The 21,872-nt window shown below is 68.9% G+C and carries 19 protein-coding genes, 1 tRNA gene and 1 other RNA gene; 9 read left to right on the top strand and 12 right to left on the bottom strand.

Annotated elements, in window-relative coordinates; translation table 11 throughout:
* Positions 1-31 precede the first annotated feature (31 nt).
* Both JAV51_RS12150 and ssrA read right to left on the bottom strand, forming a co-directional pair.
* On the bottom strand, positions 32-256 hold the full coding sequence (locus JAV51_RS12150; RefSeq protein ID WP_197320807.1) for a hypothetical protein: 225 nt from the start codon (positions 254-256) through the stop codon (positions 32-34).
* A gap of 155 nt (positions 257-411) precedes the next feature.
* Positions 412-784: a transfer-messenger RNA gene (gene ssrA / locus JAV51_RS12145) on the bottom strand.
* A 184-nt stretch (positions 785-968) separates the two neighbouring features.
* Between ssrA and JAV51_RS12140 the strand changes: the two genes are divergently transcribed.
* From JAV51_RS12140 to JAV51_RS12125, 4 genes are all read left to right on the top strand, one after another.
* Entirely contained in the window at positions 969-1,667 is a 699-nt protein-coding gene (locus JAV51_RS12140; RefSeq protein WP_197320806.1) for a sensor domain-containing protein, read from the top strand.
* A gap of 17 nt (positions 1,668-1,684) precedes the next feature.
* Positions 1,685-2,830 carry a sensor histidine kinase gene (locus JAV51_RS12135; RefSeq protein ID WP_374059032.1) on the top strand — a complete coding sequence of 382 codons (1,146 nt, stop codon included), beginning with the start codon at positions 1,685-1,687 and terminating at the stop codon, positions 2,828-2,830.
* Between the two features lie 28 nt (positions 2,831-2,858).
* Positions 2,859-3,500 (top strand): response regulator transcription factor, encoded by a 642-nt coding sequence (locus JAV51_RS12130; protein ID WP_197320804.1) that lies wholly within the window; start codon positions 2,859-2,861, stop codon positions 3,498-3,500.
* Positions 3,501-3,663: 163 nt separating this feature from the next.
* Positions 3,664-4,938 carry an acyltransferase gene (locus JAV51_RS12125; RefSeq protein WP_197320803.1) on the top strand — a complete coding sequence of 425 codons (1,275 nt, stop codon included), beginning with the start codon at positions 3,664-3,666 and terminating at the stop codon, positions 4,936-4,938.
* On the opposite strand, the gene JAV51_RS12120 is transcribed toward JAV51_RS12125, so the two are convergent.
* The 8 genes from JAV51_RS12120 to JAV51_RS12085 all read right to left on the bottom strand — a co-directional run bounded on the left by JAV51_RS12120 (position 4,925) and on the right by JAV51_RS12085 (position 13,142).
* Positions 4,925-5,848 (bottom strand): amidohydrolase family protein, encoded by a 924-nt coding sequence (locus tag JAV51_RS12120; protein ID WP_197320802.1) that lies wholly within the window; start codon positions 5,846-5,848, stop codon positions 4,925-4,927. The genes JAV51_RS12125 and JAV51_RS12120 overlap by 14 nt on opposite strands.
* On the bottom strand, positions 5,845-6,327 hold the full coding sequence (smpB, locus tag JAV51_RS12115) for an SsrA-binding protein SmpB (protein ID WP_197320801.1): 483 nt from the start codon (positions 6,325-6,327) through the stop codon (positions 5,845-5,847). The genes JAV51_RS12120 and smpB overlap by 4 nt, the downstream gene beginning before the upstream one ends.
* Positions 6,328-6,368: 41 nt before the next feature.
* Positions 6,369-7,268 carry a permease-like cell division protein FtsX gene (gene ftsX / locus JAV51_RS12110; RefSeq protein ID WP_197320800.1) on the bottom strand — a complete coding sequence of 300 codons (900 nt, stop codon included), beginning with the start codon at positions 7,266-7,268 and terminating at the stop codon, positions 6,369-6,371.
* Positions 7,269-7,337: 69 nt separating this feature from the next.
* Complete coding sequence (gene ftsE, locus JAV51_RS12105; protein ID WP_197320799.1) at positions 7,338-8,027, bottom strand: cell division ATP-binding protein FtsE; 690 nt, start codon at positions 8,025-8,027, stop codon at positions 7,338-7,340.
* Positions 8,028-8,102: 75 nt separating this feature from the next.
* Positions 8,103-9,209, bottom strand: coding sequence for a peptide chain release factor 2 (gene prfB, locus JAV51_RS12100; RefSeq protein WP_197320798.1), 1,107 nt, complete (start codon positions 9,207-9,209; stop codon positions 8,103-8,105).
* A 106-nt stretch (positions 9,210-9,315) separates the two neighbouring features.
* Positions 9,316-9,816 carry a PadR family transcriptional regulator gene (locus JAV51_RS12095; protein ID WP_197320797.1) on the bottom strand — a complete coding sequence of 167 codons (501 nt, stop codon included), beginning with the start codon at positions 9,814-9,816 and terminating at the stop codon, positions 9,316-9,318.
* 139 nt (positions 9,817-9,955) lie between these two features.
* Positions 9,956-10,032: transfer RNA gene (locus JAV51_RS12090), tRNA-Met, on the bottom strand.
* Positions 10,033-10,184: 152 nt separating this feature from the next.
* On the bottom strand, positions 10,185-13,142 hold the full coding sequence (locus JAV51_RS12085) for a UPF0182 family protein (RefSeq protein ID WP_197320796.1): 2,958 nt from the start codon (positions 13,140-13,142) through the stop codon (positions 10,185-10,187).
* Between the two features lie 154 nt (positions 13,143-13,296).
* Here JAV51_RS12085 and JAV51_RS12080 point away from each other — a divergent pair, with 154 nt between their 5' ends.
* Positions 13,297-13,875, top strand: coding sequence for a PPA1309 family protein (locus JAV51_RS12080; protein ID WP_197320795.1), 579 nt, complete (start codon positions 13,297-13,299; stop codon positions 13,873-13,875).
* A gap of 71 nt (positions 13,876-13,946) precedes the next feature.
* Here JAV51_RS12080 and JAV51_RS12075 read toward each other — a convergent pair whose 3' ends face one another.
* Entirely contained in the window at positions 13,947-15,107 is a 1,161-nt protein-coding gene (locus tag JAV51_RS12075) for a PDZ domain-containing protein (RefSeq protein WP_307845868.1), read from the bottom strand.
* Positions 15,108-15,199: 92 nt separating this feature from the next.
* Here JAV51_RS12075 and JAV51_RS12070 point away from each other — a divergent pair, with 92 nt between their 5' ends.
* On the top strand, positions 15,200-16,681 hold the full coding sequence (locus JAV51_RS12070) for a zinc-dependent metalloprotease (RefSeq protein ID WP_231642044.1): 1,482 nt from the start codon (positions 15,200-15,202) through the stop codon (positions 16,679-16,681).
* Positions 16,682-17,541: 860 nt separating this feature from the next.
* Here the strand turns inward: JAV51_RS12070 and JAV51_RS12065 are convergent.
* Positions 17,542-18,060, bottom strand: a complete 519-nt coding sequence (locus tag JAV51_RS12065) for a M48 family metallopeptidase (RefSeq protein ID WP_231642043.1) — start codon at positions 18,058-18,060, stop codon at positions 17,542-17,544.
* Positions 18,061-18,263: 203 nt separating this feature from the next.
* Here JAV51_RS12065 and JAV51_RS12060 point away from each other — a divergent pair, with 203 nt between their 5' ends.
* The 3 genes from JAV51_RS12060 (at position 18,264) to JAV51_RS12050 (ending at position 21,872) form a co-directional block, all read left to right on the top strand.
* A complete protein-coding gene (locus tag JAV51_RS12060) occupies positions 18,264-19,304 on the top strand; it encodes a TOMM precursor leader peptide-binding protein (RefSeq protein WP_197320794.1) in 1,041 nt (346 codons plus the stop codon).
* Between the two features lie 61 nt (positions 19,305-19,365).
* A complete protein-coding gene (locus JAV51_RS12055; RefSeq protein WP_197320793.1) occupies positions 19,366-20,712 on the top strand; it encodes an AarF/ABC1/UbiB kinase family protein in 1,347 nt (448 codons plus the stop codon).
* A 197-nt stretch (positions 20,713-20,909) separates the two neighbouring features.
* Positions 20,910-21,872, top strand: coding sequence for a hypothetical protein (locus JAV51_RS12050; protein ID WP_197321030.1), 963 nt, complete (start codon positions 20,910-20,912; stop codon positions 21,870-21,872).

The following is a 21,872-nucleotide window of genomic DNA, read 5'->3' as shown; positions in this document are numbered from 1 at the left end:
GTCCTTCCGCCGGTGAGGTCCCGTGACGCACTCAGTCGCGACTCAGCCGGTGCGCGAGGAGTTGCTTGCCCTCCTCCCCGACCGCCAAAGTGTTCTCCCGGACGCGGCGGAAGTACGAGGCCAGTTCGGTGTCACCCTCACGCTCGGCGTCGGCGATGTAGGTCTCCATCTGCCAGGCGTACTCCAGCGACGCCTGGAGCACGCTGATCAGGTTGTCGTTCTCGTCCTTGACCCGGCCCGACGGGTGAGCGGTCATCCGTGCCTCCTTCGCAACCAGTCGCAGGCTTGCCGTCCTGGTACGAGCCGAAACGGTCGACCTCCCGACGCCGTCCGCCGCTCGATGAGCAGGCCGCGGGGCGACGTACCCCGGAAACGACGATGGGCCACCCATGTGGGTGGCCCATCCGGTCTCGGTGGAGGTGCCGGGAATCGAACCCGGGTCCTCTGTCGCCTCTCCAGGGCTTCTCCGTGCGCAGTTCGCTGTGCCTCTACTCGGCCCCACCGGTCACGCGAACAAGCCGGTGTGACGGGCCCAGCCACTGTTTGCTTCCCAACCGGTTCCCGTGGCCGGAACCGGCGGTGAGCCTCCTAGCTGATGCCGGCAAACCGGGGCGGAGGCGCCCCCGGGCCGACAGACTTCACCGTCGCTCAGGCGGCGAGGGCGAAGTCGCGCTGACTGTTCGTCTTGGCGCTTGATTTAGTTGCGACGACGCTTGCGGTGGTCGTTGCCTGCACCGACACGCTTCCCCTGAATCAACGTCCAGAGTCGAAACCGTTCACCCCCTCGTCGGGTCGATCATCGATCGCTGCACCCAGGATAACGCGACCCGCAAGCCGTTAATTCCCACGGGCAGCCCCGGCACCCGGACCGGGGTGGGGACAGCCCTACCCCGACGAAGCCGGTTGGCCTGATGGTCGAGCGGATGCCGCTCGTCGATGCTGGGCACAGTCGAGGAAAGGACGGTGTCATGGCTGGCGTAGCGCCACACGAGCAGTTCGGCGACGACGGAGGCGTGCGGCCACGTCCGTCGGTGGCGGGAGCGCTCGCCTACCTGATGCTGAGCTTCCCCCTGGGGCTCGCCGCCTTCGTGGTGCTGGTGCCGCTGACGGTCGCCGGGGTCGGCACGGCGATCGTCTGGGTCGGTCTGCCGATTCTCGCGATCGTGGTGCTGCTGACCCGGGCCACCGCGACGCTGGAACGCGCCCGCACCTACGCGCTCCTTCGCACCTACGTCCCGAAGGCGACCCGCCCGCTGGGCGACGTCGACCTGGAACAGCGGTGGCGGACTCGGCTCGCCGATTCGGCGACCTGGCGCGAGTACGCCTACCTGCTCCTGCTGCTCCCGGTGGGGACCGTCGAGTTCGTGCTCATGGTGGCGACCTGGAGCGTCTCGCTTGCCCTGCTGGCGTTGCCGATCTACTACCACCGGCTCCCGGGCGGTGTGTGGCACTTCCCCTTCCCCGAGGGCGAGCTGCTGACGGTGGACTCCGTGTGGACGGCACTGCCGTGGTCGCTCCTCGGACTGCTGTTCCTGGTGGGCACGGCGGCGCTGACCCGCGGGTTGGGAGCGGCCCACGGCCGGTTCGTGCAGGTGATGCTCGGTCCGACTCGCGCGAGGATGCGCGAGCTCGACGAGGCCACCACGGCCCTTCCGGTGCACGGATGACGTCGGAGAATATGCGCATGGCGAACGAAGAGTCCGCGCGTCACCCCGAGCGTCCGGGCTGGGCCCGTGTCCTGCGCATCGAGCTCTTCCTGGTCGCGAGCTTCCCCCTGCGGATCGTGCAGTTCGTGCTCCTGATCTGCGGGGCACTGGTCGGGATCGCCACGGTCGTGATCTGGGTCGGTCTGCCGATCCTCGCGGCGACGATGTGGCTCGCCCGCGCCTTCGGCGACCTGGAACGCACCTGGGTGCGGTGGACGCTGGACGTCGATGTGCCGGACGCGCAACGGGCGAGCAGCTCCGGCAACTGGGCCAGCCGGTGGCGGACGCGCGCGACCGACCCGACGATGTGGCGCGACACGGCGTATCTGCTGTTGTCGTTCCCGATCAGCGTGGTGGAGTTCGCGGTCGGGCTCGTCGCCGTCGTCCTCGTTCCGGTGACGATCTGGGTCGTTCCCGCACTGGGGTGGCTGCACGCGCAACTCGCGAAGACACTCCTGGGACCGCCGAAGGCCCGGAGGGCGGAGGCTCGCGCACAACAGCTCCAGGCGTCGCGGGCCCGCGGTGTCGACGCGGCCGAGGCCGAACGTCGCCGCATCGAACGCGATCTCCACGACGGCGCGCAACAACGTCTGGTCTCGGTGGCCATGACGCTGGGACGAGCCAAGGCGCGCGTCGACGACGGCACCGACAGCGCCGCCTTGCGGGAGCTGATCGAGGAGGCCCACACCGACGCGAAGCTCGCCGTGTCGGAACTGCGTGACCTCGCCCGCGGCATCTACCCCGCCGTGCTCGCCGACCGCGGCCTCGACGCGGCACTGTCCGCGCAGGCCGCCAAGTCACCCGTTCCGGTGGAGGTGTCGGTCGACGTCGATCCCCGACCACCCGCGGCGGTGGAGACGACGGCGTACTTCATCGTGGGCGAGTCGCTCACCAACGTCGCCAAGCACTCCGGCGCCGACCAGGCCTGGGTGCGGGTTCACCGCGAGGACGACACCGTGGTCGTGGAGGTCACCGACGACGGACGCGGTGGCGCCGAGCTCCGCCCGGGAGGTGGCCTCTCCGGACTGGCCGACCGGGCTGCGACCATAGACGGCACCGTCACCGTCGTCAGCCCGTCGGGTGGCCCGACCGTCGTCCGAGCGGTGCTGCCGTGCACGTGGTGAGGGGGAGCCGGACGACTGGGGAGTGGGCATGCGAGTGGTCATCGCGGAGGACGCCGTCCTGTTGCGGGAGGGGGTGCAGCGGCTGCTCGCCGACGACGGCGTCGAGACGGTGGCCGCCGTGGACAACGGGGACGACCTCGTCACCGCCGCCAAGGAGCACCGTCCCGACCTCGCGATCGTGGACGTGCGCATGCCGCCGACCTTCACCGACGAGGGACTCCGCGCGGCACTGGACGCTCGTCGACACGTCCCGGGCCTGCCCGTCCTCGTGCTCTCGCAGTACGTCGAGGAGACGTACGCGGTCGAACTGCTCTCCGGGGGCGCGGGCGGCGTGGGTTACCTGTTGAAGGAACGGGTGGCCGACGTGGCGGAATTCCTCGACGCCGTGCGCCGGGTGGCTGCCGGGGGCACGGCGATCGACCCCGAGGTGATCAGCCAGCTCATGGCCCGCAAGCGAGCCGACCCGTTGCGCTCGTTGACCCCACGCGAGTCCGAGGTTCTCGGCCTCATGGCGCAGGGACTCACGAACAGCGCCATCGCCGGCAGGCTCGTCGTGTCGCACGGCGCCGTCGAGAAGCACATCGGCAACATCTTCGCCAAGCTCGGTCTCGAAGCGGGCGAGACCGAGCACCGTCGTGTGCGAGCCGTGTTGACCTACCTCGGGCGCTGAATCCTCGCGACGTCGCCGTTCCCGCCACCTCTCGGCGTCCACACTGATCTGTCCCTATCGGACCGACACGGGTCTGCCCCACCACGCCGGTGGGGCTGCCCCCACCACGAAGACACCAGCTCGCACCGCTGTGTCACGACCGATCGAACACGACGATCGAGTCATGACGCTGAGCCTGCCGAGACCGACGACTTCCGCCCGCACCCGAGACCGTTTCCTCGACGTCGTGCGCTCACTGGCGATCGTGGCCGTGGTCGCCCAGCACTGGACCATGCCGGTGCTCGCGTACACCGACGGCCGCCTGACGACGGGCAACGCGCTGGCCACCCCCGGCTGGTGGGTGGTGACCTGGCTGTCGCAGGTGATGCCGCTCGTGTTCTTCGCGGGCGGAGGCGCGAACTACCTCTCGCTGACCCGCGGCGGCGACGCGAAGGCGTGGCTCTCGGCGCGCCTGACCCGACTCCTGCTGCCGGTGCTGCCGCTGCTCGCCGTCGGAGTCGCCGCTCCGCCCCTCCTGCGCACGCTGGGCCTGCCCGAACAACCCGTGGAGCTGGCCGGAGCGCTGTCGGCGCAGTTGTTGTGGTTCCTCGGCGTCTACCTGCTCACCGTGCTCGCCACTCCGCTGCTCGCCGCCGCGCACCGGCGACTGCGCTGGGCCGTGCCGCTCGGGCTCGCGGGCCTCGCCGTGCTGGTGGACCTCGCCCGCTTCAGCGGCGTCGACTATGTCGGCTACGTCAACGCGGTGTTCGTGTGGTTCGCCGTGCACCAGCTCGGGTTCTTCTACGCGGACGGGACGTTGCGGCGGCTCTCCCGACGCGGCGCGTTGGCACTGTCGGCGGCCGGGTTCACCGCCACCGCACTGCTCGTCGGATTCGGCCCGTACGCGGAGAGCATGATCGGCATGCCCGGAGCACCGATGTCCAACATGAGCCCTCCGGCGGCCGTGCTCGTCACCCTCGCGCTCGGTCAGGTCGGTCTCGTCCTCGCCGCGCGTGACGCGTTGATCGCGTGGTCCGAACGACCCACCGTCGCCGCGGCACTCGGCTGGCTCGGCCCGCGCTTCATGAGCGTCTACCTGTGGCACATGCCCGCCCTCATCGTCCTCAGCGGAGTGACCGTGGTCGGGCTCGGCTACGCGACACCGGCTCCCGGCACGGTCATGTGGCTCGCCACCGTCCCGGGCTGGCTGCTCTCGGCAGGCGCGATCCTCACGCTGCTGCTGCGGGCGTTCGCCCGGTTCGAAATGCGACCGGTCCCCTCCCCCGCCGTGTCTCCGCCGTCCTCGGCCCGACTCTGTGTCGCGGCACTGTGCGGCGCCACGGGCACTCTCGCCCTCGCCGCCACGGGATTCGCCGCCGCTCCATGGCCCTGGATCGCCCTGCTCTGCGGCGCCTACGCCCTCACCCGGGTCCCGGCCCGCGCGGTCACCTCGGCGTGAGCAGCCGCGAGGGGGTGTCGTGCAGCACAGCTCGCAGGAACACGGTGCCCAGCCGGGAATCGGCCTCCGCCCAACCGGCGACGGCCTGCAACTGGGTGGCGTACGAGTACGGGATGTTCGGGAAGTCCGTCCCCAACACGACGCGGTCGGCGACGTCGACGAGCCGACTCGGCCAGTCCCGAGGCAGCGGCATGACGTCCTCGGTGAACGGCACGCCGACCATCGTCGTGTCGAGGTGGACGTTCGGATACCGCTGCACCAGCGCGAACGCGTCGTCGTACTCGGGCATCCCCGCGTGCGCGAGCACCGTCACCAGCCGGGGATGCCGTCGCAACACCTGCTCGAAGACCCCGATGCCGGTGTGCTCACCCCGCAGCGGGCCGTGGCCGCAGTGCACCACCACGGGAACCCCGGCGTCGGCGATCACGCCCCAGGCCTCGTCGAGCGCCCCGTCCCGGGGGTCGTAGGCGCCCACCTGCACGTGAGCCTTGAAACACCGCGCCCCTGCGGCGAGCGCGTCCTCCGTGTACCGCGCCACGGCCGGTTCGGGGAAGAGCGTCGCGGTGGGAACCGCCTCCGGCACGTCCGCCGCGAACCGCAGCGCCCACGCGTTCAACCACTCGGCCATGTCCGGCTTGTGCGGGTACACCAGCGGCGCGAACGTCCGCACCCCGAACGACCGCAGCAGTTCCACGCGGTCCGGCTGCGGCAGGCGGTACCGGATGGGCCAGGCCATCCCGTAGTGCCGCTCGGCGGCGTCGAAGTACGCCCACACCTTGTGCAGCACCCGCTCGGGCAGGAAGTGCACGTGAAGGTCGACGATGCCGTCGAGGCCGAGTCCGCGGACCCAGTCCGCCACGTCCGCGTCGGACCGCGGACCGGGTCCGTGGTGATCGACGTCGGCACTCAACGGCGATACTTGCCCTTCGCCGCCCGCCCCATCGCGCGTGCCATCTCACGCTGCGCGTCGCGCTTGGCGATGGCCTGCCGCTTGTCGTGGGCCTTGCGGCCCTTCGCCAGCGCCAGCTCGACCTTGACCTTGCCGTTCTTGAAGTACAGCGACAGCGGCACCAGGCTCAGGCCCGACTCCTTGGTCTTGCCGATGAGCTTCTCGATCTCCTTGCGGTGCAGCAGCAGCTTGCGCGTCCGCCGCGGCTCGTGGTTGGTCCACGTGCCGTGCGAGTACTCGGGAATGTGCAGGCCCCGCAGGAACACCTCGCCGTCGTCCACGGTCGCGAACGAGTCGGCCAGGGACGCCTTGCCCGCACGCAGGCTCTTCACCTCCGTACCCACGAGCGCCACTCCGGCCTCGTAGGTGTCGATGATCGTGTAGTCGTGCCGGGCACGCCGGTTCGACGCGATCACCTTCTGACCGACTTCCTTCGCCATACCTCGACTGTATCTTCCCGCCGACAATGTTCCCGACCGAATTAGTGCCGCACGTACAGGCGCAACGTCGTGTAGCCCGTCACCGCCGAGATCAGCACCGACGTGCCGAGCAGGATCGGCGCGGCGTACACGAGGATGTCGGCCAGCATCAACTGCGGAATCACGCCCCCGGTCGACTCGATGATCGAGTCGAGCACCAGGTACTTCAGCGCGATGAGGCCGGACGTCCCGATGATGGCACCGAGCACACCGGCGACCACCGCTTCCAGGAGGAACGGGAGCTGCGTGTACCAGCGCGTGGCACCCACGAGCCGCATGATGCCCACCTCGGTGCGGCGGGTGAACGCCGACACCTGGATGGTGTTGGCGATCAGCAGCACGGCCGCGAGGGCCGCGATCAACGCGATGATGAACGTCCCGTTGCGACCGGCGTTGAGGATGTCGAAGAACCGTTCGAGGAACTTGTTCTGGTCGTCGACGTGGTCGACGCCCTCCATCGCCGAGTACTCCTGCACGAGCACGTCACTCCGCTCGGGGTTGACGAGCTTCACGTGCAGCGACGACGGCAGCGACTCCGGCCTCGCGAGCTCGACGAGCTCCGGCTGTCCCTCGAAGATCTTCTGGAACCGCTCGTACGCCTGGTCGCGGTTCTCGAACACCACCGACTCGACGCCGGGGTTCGTCTCCAGCGACTGCCTCAGCGTGGTGCAGGTCTGCCCGGAGCACGTGTCGTCGCTCGCGCTGACCTCCTCGTTCAGGTAGATCGTCACCTGGACGTCGTCGAGGTAGTTCGCCTTCATCTTGTCGATGGTGCGGACGAACAGCAGACCACCACCGAACATCCCGAGCGAGATGGCGGTGGTGAGGATCATCGCGATCGTCATCGTGACGTTCCGGCGGAGGCCGGTGATGACTTCGCTGAAGACGAAGCTGGCACGCATCGGTAGGGGTTGTCCTTGGGTCGGGGGAAGCGGGGCGGGGGTGCTTAGGAGCCAGAATGGCCGGACGCGTCAGCGACCGACGCCGTACACGCCGCGACGGTCGTCGCGAACCACCTGGCCGTGGTCCAGTTCGACGACCCGACGACGCATGGAGTCGACGATCGAGTGGTCGTGCGTGGCCATCAGCACCGTCGTTCCGGTGCGGTTGATGCGCTCCAACAGGAGCATGATGTCCTGGCTCGTGTCGGGGTCCAGGTTCCCGGTGGGCTCGTCGGCGAGCAGTACGAGGGGACGGTTCACGAACGCCCGCGCGATCGCGACCCGCTGCTGCTCACCGCCGGACAGCTCGTACGGCATCCGGTCCGACTTGCCGTCCAGGCCGACCAGCTCCAGGACCTCGGGGACGACCCTGTCGATGGTCTTCTTCGGCTTGCCGATCACCTCGAGCGCGAACGCGACGTTGCCCGCGACGGTCTTGTTGGTGAGCAGCCGGAAGTCCTGGAAGACGCAGCCGATCGTCTGCCGCAGTCGGGGCACCCGGCGCCGGGGCAGCTTGGCCACGTCGAAGTTCGACACCATCACCCGGCCTCGGGTGGGCACCTCCTCCCGCAGCAGCAGCCGCAGGAACGTCGACTTCCCGGAACCGGAGGGCCCGATAAGGAAGACGAATTCACCTTTGTCCACGTCGACCGAGACGTCCGCGAGCGCGGGACGCGACGAGGTCTTGTAGACCTTGGAGACACTCTCAAGCCGGATCACGGTCGGCAATCCTACCGTCGGGGCCGGTTAAGCCTCGGTTGACCACCGGCCCGTCCACGACATCGGGCGGCCTGACTACGCGGCCTCGGCCTGCTGCTTACGCCACCGGATTCCGGCCTCCAGGAAGCCGTCCAGATCGCCGTCCAGGACGGCCGCCGGGTTGCCCACCTCGTGCTCGGTCCGCAGATCCTTCACGAGCTGGTACGGGTGCAGCACGTACGAACGCATCTGGTTGCCCCAGCTCGAACCACTGTCGCGGAGCGCGTCGAGTTCCTTGCGCTCCTCTTCCTTCTTGCGCTGGAGCAGCTTCGCCTGCAGCACCTTCATGGCCGACGCCTTGTTCTGGAGCTGCGACTTCTCGTTCTGACAGGACACGACGATGCCGGTCGGCAGGTGCGTGATGCGCACGGCCGAGTCGGTGGTGTTCACGCTCTGTCCGCCGGGGCCGGACGAGCGGTAGACGTCCACGCGGATGTCCTTCTCGGGAATCTCGACGTGGTCGACCTCCTCCACCTCGGGCAGCACCTCGACGTGGGCGAACGACGTCTGCCGTCGGCTCTGGTTGTCGAACGGCGAGATCCGGACGAGCCGATGGGTGCCCTGTTCGACGGAGAGCGTTCCGTAGAGGTACGGCCCGCTGACCTTGAACGTCGCGGACCGGATGCCGGCTTCCTCGGCGTAGGAGATGTCGTAGACCTGCGTCGGGTAGTCGTGACGCTCGGCCCACCGCAGGTACATCCGGAGCAGCATCTCCGCCCAGTCGGCCGCGTCCACCCCGCCGGCCTCCGACCGGATGGTCACGACGGCGTTGCGCTCGTCGTACTCGCCCGACAGCAGAGTGCGCACCTCGAGTGCGTCGATCTCCCGGGACAGCGTCGCGAGGTCGGACTCCGCCTCGGAGCGACTGGCCGTGTCGCCCTCCGCCTCCGCCAGCTCGAACAGCACGGCGAGGTCGTCGACGCGCTGACGCAGTTCACTGACCTTGCGCAAGGACGCCTGCTTGTGGGAGAGCTGGCTCGTCACCTTCTGCGCGACCTCCGGATCGTTCCAGAGATCGGGTCGGGCGGCTTCCTCCTCCAGCTCGGCGACCTCCTTGCGGAGCGAGTCCAGATCCATCACGGCCTCGATCTGGGCCAGCTTGCCGCCGAGGTCGTTCAGCGCAGCTTCGAAGTCGACACTCACAAAACACAAGGTTACGGCAAATCGAGCGACCGCTTCCCGGGCGGTCGCTTCGACTCGCCGTACCCGTGTTCGCTCGGCGTGCTGCTGCGCCGAGCGCGCCGAGGTATCAAGCGGAGGACACGGCGTCGAGCAGCTTCAGAGCCGCCCGCGCGTGCGCCTGCCCGAACTCGGCGACCGCCTTCTCGACCGGGTCGGCGGCGGCCTTGACCGCGGCCCTCGCCTCGTCGAGTTCGGCCTTGTAGGTCTCGCGAGCCGACTCGAAGAGGTTGGCGCGCTGCTTCGGCGTCAGCACACCGGAGTTCACCAGGCGGAGGATCAACGGACTCCGTAGGTGATCGGGTGCGGACGTCGTCGTCAGCCAGGCCTTGAAGGCCTTCTTGCCCGCGGCCGTGAGGACGTACTGCTGGCTCGAGCGTGGTCCTTGCTTGCCGAGCCGGACGTAGCCCTCCTTGTGCAGGGCGGGGAGCTCCCGGTAGACCTGGCTCCTCGTGACGCTGAAGAACGTGCCGAATCGTTCCTCAGCCGCCGCGACGAGTTCGCCACCGGTAGCCGGACCGTCGTGGAGCAAACCAAGCAGTGCTGCGGCAGTTGCGTTCAAATCGGACACGCTCTCTACCGTGCCACGAAAATCAGGATCTGTCCACAGTGGTCAAGGAACCCGTCCACAATGGAACACGTGGTTCACCCTGCGCACCAGGGTGAACACACGACGAAGGCCCGGATCATTGATCCGGGCCTTCGTGTGGTGGTAGCGGGGACAGGATTCGAACCTGCGACCTCTGGGTTATGAGCCCAGCGAGCTACCGAGCTGCTCCACCCCGCGTCGTTGTGATTACCACTCTATCACATCCCGTTTCCCCCGTTTTCGGGGGGTCCCGGGAAGGTGTTTGCCGTGGCTCTCACCTTGTCGGTGACACCGACTCTACGCCAGACGCGAGGCCCGACGCAAAGTGGGTGTCCCCTAGATCACAAGGATCAGTTCCCCGACCCCGTGAGCTTCTCGTAGCGGGCAGCGGCGTCGTCGAGTTCCTTCAACGCCTCACCCTGGGCGGCGAAGTCGCCCGAGCGCTGCGCCTTCCTCAACTTCTCCAGCGCGGCCTGGATGTCCGCCACGGCCTGATCGACATCGGCGTCGCCGGTGCCACCGCTCGGCGGCGGCGTCGACTGCTCGTTGCCGTCCTGGTTCGGCGGTTGCTGTTGCTCGGTGTCATCGGGCGCGCCGTCGCCCTCACTGTCCTCGGCCGGCCCGGTGGCAGCCTCGCCGGTGCCCTCACCGAACACCTCGTCCAACGCCTCGTTCAGCGTCGAAGCGACACCGATGCGGCCCCCGTACGACACCAGCACTCGCGCGAGCTGCGGATAGCTCTGCGCGTTCCGCTGTTGGATGTAGACCGGCTCGACGTAGAGGAAGCCACCCGCGACCGGCAACGTCAGCAGGTTGCCGTAGATGATGTCGACGCTCTGGTTGCCCAGCAGTGTCCGGTCCTGGGTGAACTTCGGGTTGCTCTGGAAGGCGTTCTGGACCTGCACCGGGCCTTCCAACTGCTGCCCACCGCCCGTGGGCAGCTTGAGCACCGTCATCTTGCCGTAGTCCTGCGGATCGGAGGACACCGTCACCCACGCCGCCAGGTACTGACGTGCCAGCGGCGTCAACGCGCTGGTGATCTGGAACGTCGGCTTGTCTTGTCCCGGCGACTGCGCGTAGATGTAGTACGGCGGCTGGTTGGCCGTGTCGGAGTTCGGGTCGAGCCCGCCTTCCTTGGTCGGGTCCTGCGGGACGTTCCAGAAGGTCTGGGTCGAGTAGAACTCCTGCGCGTTCTTGACGTGGTACTTCGTCAACAGCTCGCGCTGGACCTTGAACATGTCCTCCGGGTATCGCAGGTGCGCCCGCAGCTCGTCGCTGATCTTCTCGTTCGGCTCGACCAGCCCCGGGAACGTCTTCATCCACGTCTTGAGAACCGGGTCGTTCTCGTCCATCTCGTACAGGGTCACCGTGCCGTCGAACGCGTCGACGGTGGCCTTGACGGAGTTGCGGATGTAGTTGATCCGGTTGTCCTGCTGCCGAGCCACGCCGGTCAGCGAGTCCTCCGTGGCGCCACCCAGCGACGTCTGCTGGGAGTACGGGAAGTTGTTCAGCGTCGTGTAGCCGTCGACGATCCACTGGATGCGCCCGTCGATCACGGCCGGATACGGGTCGCCGTCGACGGTCAACCACGGCGCGACCTTCTCCACCCGCTCCCTGGGGTCGCGGTGGTACATGATCTTCGCGCCGTCGCTGATCTGGTCGGAGAACAGGATGTTGCGCTCGCCGTACTGCGCGGCGAAGACCAACCTGTTGAACAGGTTGTCGATCGGCACGCCGCCCTTGCCCTTGTACAGGTAGCTCCGGTCGGTGGCCGTGTCGTACTCACCCGGCGCCTGCCCCGGCGTGCCGCCCACGATCGCGTAGTCCAGGGCCAGTTCGCCGTAGTAGATGCGCGGCTCGTCGACGCGGATACCGGCGCCCTCGGGGTTCTGGGTGTCGCTCGTGCGGGCGAGCGGGTAACCGCCGTCGCTGTTGGCGTCCTCGAGAGCGCGGTCGATCGTGTTGCCCGGAGCGGCGACGAAGCCGTTGCCGTGGGTGTACACCAGGTGGCGGTTGATCCAGGTCTGCTGGTTCTCCGCCAGACCGTTGGTGTTGATCTCCTTCGCCGCCACGATGTAGGCCTGTTCCTCGCCGTTCACCGTGTAGCGGTCGATGTCGAGCTTCTTGGGGAACCCGTAGAAGTTCTCCCGACCGACGCGCTGGGTGAAGGTCGAGCTCAACACGTTGGGGTCGAGCAGGCGGATGTTCGGGATCGTGCCCGAGTCCGACCGGATCTCCTCAGGCGACGCGGACGTGTTGCCGGTGTAGTCCTCCCGCAGGTCCACGTGGTCCGGGTCGAGCTGGTAGGCGAACTTCGTCGCCTCCATGTTGTACTCGATCGACTGGGCTTCCTTCTCGTTCGCGTTCGGCCGCACGGAGAACTGCTCCAGCACCGCGGGCCACGCGACACCCAGGATCAACCCGGACAGCAACAGCAGCACGAGCGCGATGGCCGGGAGCTGGATGTTGCGCAGGAACGCACCCGCGAAGAACGCGATGGCACACAGCACCGAAATGCACAGCAGGATCAGCTTCGCCGGCATGGCCGCGTGCAGGTCGGTGTAGGCGGCACCGGTGAAGAGGTCGTTACGCCCGGACTGCAGGAGCTGGTACCGGTCGAGGAAGTACTCCAGGGCCTTGAACAGCACGAACACACCGACGAGCACGAGCAGGTGCACGCGCGCCGCGCTCGACACCTGACCACCACGACCGGCGAGCCGGATGCCACCGAACAGGTAGTGCGTGATGGCGGCACCGAAGAACGACACGACCAGGGCCACGAAGACCCAGCCGAGCAACCAGCCGTAGAACGGCAGGTCGAACGTGTAGAAGCTCGCGTCCTTGCCGAACACCGGGTCCGTCCTGTTGAACTCGGTGCCGTTCAGCCACATCTGCACGACTTCCCAGTTGCTCTGGCCGCTCACGCCCGCGATGAGGCCGGTGGCGACCGGGATGCCGATGCCGAAGAGCTTCGTGCGCGCCGCGATGACGGTCCGGTACCGCGCCAGCGGGTCGTCGGTGCTCGACACCGGCACGAACACCGGACGCGTGCGGTACGCCAACCACAGGCTCAGCCCGAGCAGACCGCCCACCAGGATGCCCGTGCCGAAGAACAACGCCACGCGCGTGAGCAGCACCGTGGTGAAGACGTTGCGCGCCTCCACCTCGCCGTACCACAGCCAGTCCACGTACGTGTCCAGCAAGCGGGCACCGAGCAGGAGCAGAAGAACGATGACGGCCGCGATGATCAGCAGCACGCGGGCTCGCCGAGAGAGTTTCGGCAGGCTGGCTGGGGGCCGGGTGGCCACTACGCACACTCCCCGTGGTCAAGACTGTCGTTGTCAGGGCGCGGACCTGCGAGCGTCCCTTTTATGTAACTGTACGGACCGCGACCTGAGTTCCCGAAGCCCCCCAAATCGGGCGCCGCGCAGGAGCCCGCCCGCGACCTGCCAGGATGGCTCCATGACGGAGAGCGAGAACCCGGCAGGTCCCGGAAGAGTAGCCGCGTTGGCCCGTGAGGTCGAGGAGTTCGTCGCGAGCGGAGGCTGGGACCAACAGCCGCAGCTGTTCGCCCTGGTGCCGACGGCGGACATCCTGCGCGAACAGCCCGAACTCGCCGACCAGCTCGACCAGGACAGCGAGTTCACCCCGGTCGCACAGGACGCGTTGCCCGACGGCGACCTCGCGGAGGCGCTCGGCCGGATCGCCTGGCCCGAGGCCGTGCACGGCTGCGCACTCGCCCAGGAGATCATCGTGCTCCCGCCCGACGCGGAGTCGGAGCTGCCCGACCTCGCGGGCGCCGAGGGCGACGTCAGCACCGAGGACCTCGACCGCCTCCGTCAGGCAGCGGCCGATCACCCGCGTCGCACGGAGGCCCGAATCGTGGCCGCCGTCCTCCGCGAGGGCACGGCCTCCTGCGTGATGCGACTGCGCGGCGGAGCGCCCGGCAGCGACGATCCCGACGCTCCCGACGAGCTCGTCGAAAGCCCCGACCTCGCACCCAACCTCATCGAGGCACTGCGAGCGACACTGCAGCCCTGACGATCACGGGCGCGCGGTCCGTCGGCAGGTCGACGAACGGTCGGCGGCCGGACCGCGCGCCTGGTGGCCGCTCACTGCCCGCACGTGGTGACCGGCCGGTCGTCGGCCAGCGCCTCCAACGCCTCGATCGCGTCGTCCAACGTGGCGACCCGCACGAGAGTGAGGCCCTCCGGGGCGGCGGCCACAGCCTCACCGCAGTTGTCCTCGGGCACGAGGAAGACGGTCGCCCCGGCCTCGTGCGCGGCCACGAGCTTGAACGGGATGCCTCCGATCGGGCCGACGTTGCCCTTCGCGTCGATCGTTCCCGTCCCCGCGATGTGCTTGCCTCCGGTCAACTGGCCCGGCGTGAGCTCGTCCACGATCGCGAGCGTGAACATCAGGCCTGCGGAGGGCCCACCGACGTCCTCCAGCGCGATCTCCACGTCGAACGGGACGTCGACGTTGTCGGTGGGCTGGATTCCCAGAAACCCGAACGACGCCTCGGGGTGCTGAGCCAGCGTCACCTTCTCCGTGCGCTCGACGTCATCACCGCGTTGGAAGGTCACCGACACCGTCTGTCCGGGGCGGGTCTTGCCCAGCACCTCCCGCACCGCGTCCGAGTCGGCCACCTCGGTGCCGTCGACCTCGACGATCCGGTCGCCGGGTTCGAGGACGTCGGCGGCGGGGCTGTCCTCCACCACCTGGTCGACCACGACCTCCACGGGGTGACCGAGCTTGCGCAGGGCCGCCACCTCGGCGTTGCTCTGCGAGTCCTGGAACTGACGGAGGTTCTCCTGACGCACTTCCTCCTCGGACTGGCCGGGCCGGAAGTACTCCTCCCGAGGCGCGAGCGCGTACCGTCCGCTCAACCACATGCCCAACGCACCGAACAACGTCATGTTGTCGTTGAGCGCGACCGTGGTCATCCGCAGCTCACCGCCGGTGGGATACGTCCGCTCGCCGTCGATCCGGATGACCTCGGTGCCGTCGACCGCCCCGAGCGTGTCGTACGTCGGCCCCGGCCCCAGAGCGACGTAGGGAACCCGCACGAAGGCCCCCACCAGCGCGAACGTGATCACGAGGACACCGCTGGCCAGCATGGTCCAGCCGCGTCTGCTGAGCCGGCGCCGATTCCGCCGTGCCCGCTCCGACGTGGCTTCTGTTCCCCCGCTGTGCCCGAGCGTGCCGACGGCCGGTCGGGCGGAGTCCTCGGTGGGCTCGGTGCGCGCTGCCTTGTCCGGGGAGTCACTCACGCGACCAGCCTACGGACCGGCCCACATGTGCACGTCACGGGCGTCACGGTCCGTTTCTCCGCGCGTGCCCCGATCCGCGTACGGTGGTGTATATGAGCAACCCACCGTTCGGCTTCGGCCTGCCCGATCCCGACAAAGGTCGCGACAACGACTCGTCGGGAGGGCAGTCCGGCTCAGGCGCCGACGCCTTCCAGCAGCTGGGGCAGATGCTCAGCCAGCTCGGTCAGATGCTCAGCCAGGCCGGCAGCTCCTCGGGGCCGGTGAATTACGACCTGGCCAAGCAGATCGCCCTCCAGCGCCTCGGGTCCGAGGGCCAGATGGGCTTCTCCGCGGGCGACAGCTCGAACGAGACGGCTGTGCGCGACTCCGCTCACCTCGCGGAACTGTGGCTCGACGAGGCCACGATCCTGCCCGCAGGGGCCACCACGACGAAGGCGTGGACGGCGCGGGACTGGATCGACAAGACACTGCCCACGTGGCAGCGACTGTGCGATCCGGTCGCCAAGCAGGTCTCGGGCGCGTGGATGCAGGCACTGCCCGAGGAGGCGAAGCAGGCGGCCGGGCCGCTGCTCTCCATGGTCAGCCAGATGGGCGGGATGGCGTTCGGCTCGCAGCTCGGCAACGCGCTGGCGGGACTCGCGTCCGAGGTGTTGACGTCCACGGACGTGGGCCTTCCCCTCGGCCCGGAGAACACGTCCGCGCTCCTGCCGAAGAACATCGAGACGTTCACCGAGGGGCTGGAACGCCCCAAGAGCGAGGTCCTCGTCTTCATCGCGGCGCGGGAAGCGGCACACCAGCGGCTCTTCGCCCACGTCCCGTGGCTGCGGCAGCGGCTGTTGGCGACGGTCGAGGAGTTCGCGTCGGGCATCACGGTGGACACCGAGTCGCTCGAACAGCTCGCCGGGCGCGTCGACCCGACGAACCCCGCCAGCATCGAAGAGATGATGTCCTCCGGTCTCCTGGAGCCTCGGACCACGCCGGAGCAGCAAGCCGCGCTCGGCAGGTTGGAGACGTTGCTCGCGCTCGTGGAGGGGTGGGTCGACGTCGTCGTGGCCGATGCGGTCGGTGATCGACTCCCCGGCGCGGACGCCCTGCGGGAGACGATGCGCCGCCGTCGCGCCACCGGCGGTCCCGCCGAACAGACGTTCGCCACGCTGGTGGGTCTCGAACTGCGGCCGCGGCGGATGCGAGCGGCATCGGCGCTGTGGAAGCTGGTGGGCGATCGGCACGGGATGCAGGCCAGGGACAACCTCTGGAGCCACCCGGACCTCATGCCGACGGCCGACGATCTCGACGACCCGATGGAGTTCGCCGAACGTCTCGGCGACACCGGCGCCCTCAGTGGAGGGGTCGACCCCATCGAGGAACTCGAACGCGCCGCCAAGGCCGAGCGCGCCAAGGACACCCAGGACACCCAGGACACCCAGGACACCGACCACGCCGAGAACACCACCGGCGCCAAGGACACCGAGTCGGGGAGCACGGAATCCGACTCGTCCCAGCACGGCCGCCCCGAAGACGGCACCGCGAACGGCGAGGACGACCGGGACGAGCGCCCGCGCGGCGACAACTGAGGCAACCGGCCTGGGGCTGCGTCGCCCCAGGCACGGGCGCGGTCTCCAGCACGGGCGCGATCCGTCACCTCACCACCGAGCAGCGGCAGAGCGGTCCGGCGGCAGCAGCGTCCGGGCCCGGCCCCGGACAACACCACGCGGTCCGCGGCGCGCCCAGGCAGGAGCGCACCCAGGCAGGAGCGCACCCAGGCAGGAGCGCAGCCAGGCAAGAGCGCAGCCAGGCAAGAGCGCAGCCGGACAGGTCAGAGCCCCCGGACAGGGTCAGCGCTGCCTTAAGGCAGCACCAGACCGGCGCCCAGTCTCAGGCCGAAAGCCTGTCCGGCCACGCAGCCGAGCACCGATTGTGTGTGGCCGCCCATGCGCAGGCACGCGTCAACGCATGTGGCCACCCGTGTCGGTGTGTAGCCGCGTGCCCGGGCACCTAGTCGCCCGTTTCCAGGCGCACAGCCGACGTGTTTCGAAACCGGACTCCCATCGTGGTCAGGCCACGTCGTGGGTAGGCCACGCACCGGGACCGTGCCCTCCAACAGCCGACCGGCAACAGCCGACCGGCCCGACCGCGTCGACCGGCCAGCCTTGAACGTGGCCCACCTGCCGCGTCAGCTCCGTAGCCCGCCCACGAACTTCAGGGCCCGCCGACAGACACGGCGACCCGCCCATCGATCACCAGAAACCGCACCACTCACTCGCCGGCACTGCACCCCGCCCACGGTCAGCCAGCGTGGAACCCACTCACCTCCCCACCTGCGGGCTTGGCACTCCCGTCGATCACCTGAACCTCACTCCCCCTTGCGAACGCGACGATCCACCCGCGCGATTTCACCGAGCGCGTACCCGCTCGCCGCACTGCTGCTCACGCCTCACGCGTGGGCCATCCGCTCCGCCGCCGAAAGCCCTTCCAGGTAGCCGATCGCCCGCTCGGTCTTGGGATACCGCTTCACCAAGTTCCAGAACGAACGGTTGTGCTCGGCCACCCGCAGATGCGCCAGCTCGTGCACGAGCACGTAATCGAGCACCCAGGACGGCACGTCACGGAGCCGTTCACTGACTCGGATCGTGCGGTCGGCAGGTGTGCACGACGCCCAGCGTGTCCGCATCGGCGGGACCCACCGCACGCTCGCGGGCTGCGCCGTGCCGTCGAGGTAGCGCTGCGAAAGCTGGGTGCAGCGCAGCAGCAGGGCCTCGTCCGACGCCCGGGCGGGATTGGCGCGGCGACTCTCCGAGCGCTGAAGCTTGCGCTGCATCTCCGCGACCCAATGCTTCTCCTCCGCCTTCGTCATCGTGGCGGGGATCAGGACCACGAGCGTGTCGCCGTCCCGGTACGCGGTGACCGTCCGACGACGTCGGGCACTACGCCGTACCTCCACGTTCTCCGTCATCCCTGCGACATCGCGCTGGGTGTTGTTCCGATTCCTCAGCGAGGGAACCCGTACATCGGCCACGGGAACAAAGGTAAGGCCAACCACCGACATCGTGGTGATCACGGACGCGGATCACCCGGAGTTGTCCACAAGCGTTCCGACCTGTGGACAACTCGGGCGAGGGTTGTGCGGACGGTGACCTCTCTGGTCACAGTGAGCGCATGACCCGACCGCTCACGGAGGTCGTCTCCGGCGTACCGGTGCCGAGGCGACCGCGGCTCCGCGCGGGACTACCCGTGCTCGAACGTCGCGCCAACGAGATCCAGATCGGCCTCGACCCACGCCACGCCGTCGTCGCGACCGACCTACCGCCGATTCTCATGGACGTCCTGCGCGGGCTCGACGGTCGACGCAGCACGGAGACCCTGCTCTCGCTCGTTCACCCCGAGCACGCCGGACGCCTGCGCGCGGTCCTGCAGGATCTCACCGCACGCGGCCTGGTCGAAGACGTCGACGCCACGGCCACGAAGGCCGGGCGTGTCCGGAGTCCGCTCGGGGTGATCGCCTCGGCCAGGCACACGATCGGCGTCCACGGTGGGGGTCGATTGGCTGCCGCCGTCACCTCGCTCCTCGTCGGGACGGGCGTCGTGCGACTGCGGCTCGCCGCCGACGGCGTGGTCTCGCGGAGCGACGTGGGGTCGGGCCTTCGTCCCGAGGACGTCGGACGGAGGCGCGCGGACGCCCTCGCCGACCTCGCCAGACGCCTCGACCCCCAGGTACGCCTCGCGCGCCTGCGACCCGACGCCACGGCGACGCAGCTCGTGATCCTCACCGACGCCGTGGTCCCTGCTCCGGAAGTGGTGATGGACCTGGTCGCCGGGGGTGTGCCGCATCTCGTCGCACGAGTACGCGACGGCATCGGCATCGTCGGGCCGCTCGTCGTGCCCGGCCGGACGAGCTGCCTTCGATGCGCGGATCTGCACCGCACGGGCCGTGATCCGTGTTGGCCCCGGATCGCCGGACAACTGGCGGGCCGTTACCAGGAAGCAGACGTCACCAGCACTCACGGCACGGCCGCTCTGGCCGTCGCCCAGGCCTTCCGGGCGCTCGCCGCAGCACCCGTCGCATTGCGCGCGACACCGCCGCCGACCTGGAACGCAACACTCGAACTGGACTGCGTCACGGGAGTCGTGACCCGACGCGAATGGCCACCTCATCCCCGCTGCCCGTGCGGCGCTCCGCGTCGGCGATCTGCCCATTGACTTGCTCTTCACACCCAGAAATCAGTGCGGAAGTGGTGATCCGGAAGGCAGAATCGCTGTCGTGACGGACTCCCACGACTCCCTCGGCGACCAGGCTGACGCGCCCCTGCCCCGGCGAACAGTGGCACGCACGGCGAAGCTCGCGAGCCTGCCGCTCGGCATCGCCGGTCGCGCCGTGGGTGGGTGGGGACGACGGCTCACCGGTCAGAGCGCCGAGGAGGTCAACGCCACGCTGTCGGCCAAGGCGGCGGAGCAGCTCTTCGAGGTGCTCGGCACGCTCAAGGGCGGCGCGATGAAGTTCGGGCAGGCACTCAGTGTGTTCGAGGCAGCGGTGCCCGAGGAGTTCGCCGCCCCGTACCGCGACGCACTCACTCGACTGCAGGCGGCGGCGCCTCCCATGCCCACCCGGCAGACCCGCCGTGTGCTCGCCGAGCAACTGGGCCGGTCGTGGGAACGCCGATTCGCCGAGTTCGACGACGAGCCCGCCGCGGCGGCGAGCATCGGGCAGGTACACCGCGCCGTCTGGCACGACGGCCGCGAGGTCGCCGTGAAGGTGCAGTACCCGGGCGCGGACGAAGCTCTCCGTAGCGATCTCCGCCAACTCCAGCGCTTCAGCAGGCTGTTCCAGGCGCTGCTGCCCGGCGCGGAGGTGAAACCGCTGCTCAACGAGCTCGCCGAGCGCATGAACGAGGAGCTCGACTACCGGAGCGAGGCGGACAATCAACGCCGGTTCGCGAAGGCGTTCCAGGGTGACGAGAACGTCTTCGTGCCCCGCGTCGTGGCGAGTGCTCCGAAGGTCATCGTCTCCGAGTGGGTCACCGGCACTCCTTACTCGAAGATCATCGCTGGTGGTTCCTCGGACGAACGCAACGAGGCCGGCCGACTTCTCGCCGAGTTCCACTACTCATCGCCCGCCAGGGCCCGCCTGCTCCACTCGGACCCCCACCCGGGCAACTTCATGCTGCTCGACGACGGCCGGTTGTGCGTCATCGACTTCGGGGCCGTGGCGAACCTCCCCGACGGGGCGCCACGGGCCCTCGGCGTGATGATGCGCCTGGCTCTGGAAGGACGGTCACAGGACCTCTTCGAAGTGCTCAGGGCGGAGGGCTTCGTGCGTCCTGAGATCGGGCTGGACGCCGACGACGTCTACGCCTGGCTGCTGCCCCTCGTCGCTCCCCTCACCGATGAGACCTTCCATTTCACGCGCGAATGGGCTCAGAAGCAGGCGATGCGCATGGGCGACGCGCGGAACAAGGACTTCCACATCGGCCGCTCGCTCAACCTGCCGCCTCAGTGGCTCTTGATCCACCGCGTGACCGCCGGGGCGATCGGCATCCTGTGCCAACTCGACGCCGAGCTGCCCGTGCGCTCGATCGTCGAGCAGTGGCAGCCGGGCTTCGCCGCCTGAGTCGACAGACCGGGAGTAGTTGTCCACAGGCGGGGTCCGCGATGACCGAACGGCACCGTTGGTGCCGGTGAGTTGTCCACAGCGTGGCGAAGGCGGCGCCATGAGGGCGCGTTCCGGAGCAGGCTCGTGGCATGACCTCGACGACATCGGTAGCGACCCTCAGCCCGCAGTCCTCTCCTCGCGTCCTCGACCCCACTCTGACGTCGGTGTTCTCGACGGCGAGCACTCCCGCTCGCCCGGCCGACCCGGAGGCGCTCGTACTGTCGGTGGCACAGTTGCGCTCACTCGGCGTGCACCCGAGCACCATCACGAAACGATGCAGACCCGGCGGCCCGTGGCGACGGCTCGCCACAGGGGTCGTCCTGTTGGACTCCGGTGAGCCGACCCGGCGTCAGCTCCTCCGTGCCGCTGTCGCCTACCTCGGCCCCGAAGGGGTCATCACCGGTGTCGACGCGCTCCGAGCGAACGGAGTACGCCTCTCCCCGCCGCCACAGGTGCAGACCCTGGTCGCCGCGGGTCGTCGACTGACCCCGCCCGCGTTCCTGGCCGTCGAGCGCACTGCGCGTCTACCGCACCCCCTGATCGTCGACGGGCTCCCCTACGCTCCGCCGGCACGCGCGGTGATCGACGCCGCCCGCCGTGAGACTGACCCCGACCGGATTCGTCGGCTGCTCACAGTCGCCATCGAGGAAGGTCTGTGCAGCCTCGACGACCTGCGCACGGAACTCGACCAGGGTTCCCAACGCGGTTCGGCCGTCGTCCGCATGCAATTACGCGCGCTGACCTACACCGACACATGCGCTCTGCGCCGAACCGCACGTGAGCTGGCCCGACGCTGTCCGCTTCCGCCCCCACGCTGGGACACCGACGTGCTCACTCGCGGTCGCCGCCTCCTGGGCACGGTGGACGCCTGGTGGGACGACGTCGGTCTGGGCTGGTCGGTTCTCTCCCCGACCAGCCCAGACCGACTGCGACCTCGAAACGACCGTGCCGGGCTCGCCCTGAGCGCCGCGGGTGTCGTATTGGTGCGCACGCCGTCGTCGATGCTGCGTCACCACGGTGACCTCGTCGTCGCCGAGTTGGTCCGTGCGTTCCGCCACGCCGCCCGACGTCCTCGTCCCCCGGTACTGTCCGAAGCCCGCCCCGCGAGCTGGCGATGA

The sequence above is a fragment of the Saccharomonospora sp. NB11 genome, assembly GCF_015910535.1.
In the GTDB taxonomy this organism is placed as follows: Bacteria; Actinomycetota; Actinomycetes; order Mycobacteriales; family Pseudonocardiaceae; genus Saccharomonospora.
This window is presented reverse-complemented; position numbering and strand designations above follow the sequence as displayed.

Bases quoted from the DNA above. Each gene is read 5' to 3' on its own strand.
- JAV51_RS12150 (WP_197320807.1), bottom strand. From the start codon at position 256: ATGACCGCTCACCCGTCGGGCCGGGTCAAGGACGAGAACGACAACCTG.
- JAV51_RS12140 (WP_197320806.1), top strand. From the start codon at position 969: ATGGCTGGCGTAGCGCCACACGAGCAGTTCGGCGACGACGGAGGCGTG.
- JAV51_RS12135 (WP_374059032.1), top strand. From the start codon at position 1,685: ATGGCGAACGAAGAGTCCGCGCGTCACCCCGAGCGTCCGGGCTGGGCC.
- JAV51_RS12130 (WP_197320804.1), top strand. From the start codon at position 2,859: ATGCGAGTGGTCATCGCGGAGGACGCCGTCCTGTTGCGGGAGGGGGTG.
- JAV51_RS12125 (WP_197320803.1), top strand. From the start codon at position 3,664: ATGACGCTGAGCCTGCCGAGACCGACGACTTCCGCCCGCACCCGAGAC.
- smpB (WP_197320801.1), bottom strand. From the start codon at position 6,327: ATGGCGAAGGAAGTCGGTCAGAAGGTGATCGCGTCGAACCGGCGTGCC.
- ftsX (WP_197320800.1), bottom strand. From the start codon at position 7,268: ATGCGTGCCAGCTTCGTCTTCAGCGAAGTCATCACCGGCCTCCGCCGG.
- JAV51_RS12080 (WP_197320795.1), top strand. From the start codon at position 13,297: ATGACGGAGAGCGAGAACCCGGCAGGTCCCGGAAGAGTAGCCGCGTTG.
- JAV51_RS12070 (WP_231642044.1), top strand. From the start codon at position 15,200: ATGAGCAACCCACCGTTCGGCTTCGGCCTGCCCGATCCCGACAAAGGT.
- JAV51_RS12065 (WP_231642043.1), bottom strand. From the start codon at position 18,060: ATGACGGAGAACGTGGAGGTACGGCGTAGTGCCCGACGTCGTCGGACG.
- JAV51_RS12060 (WP_197320794.1), top strand. From the start codon at position 18,264: ATGACCCGACCGCTCACGGAGGTCGTCTCCGGCGTACCGGTGCCGAGG.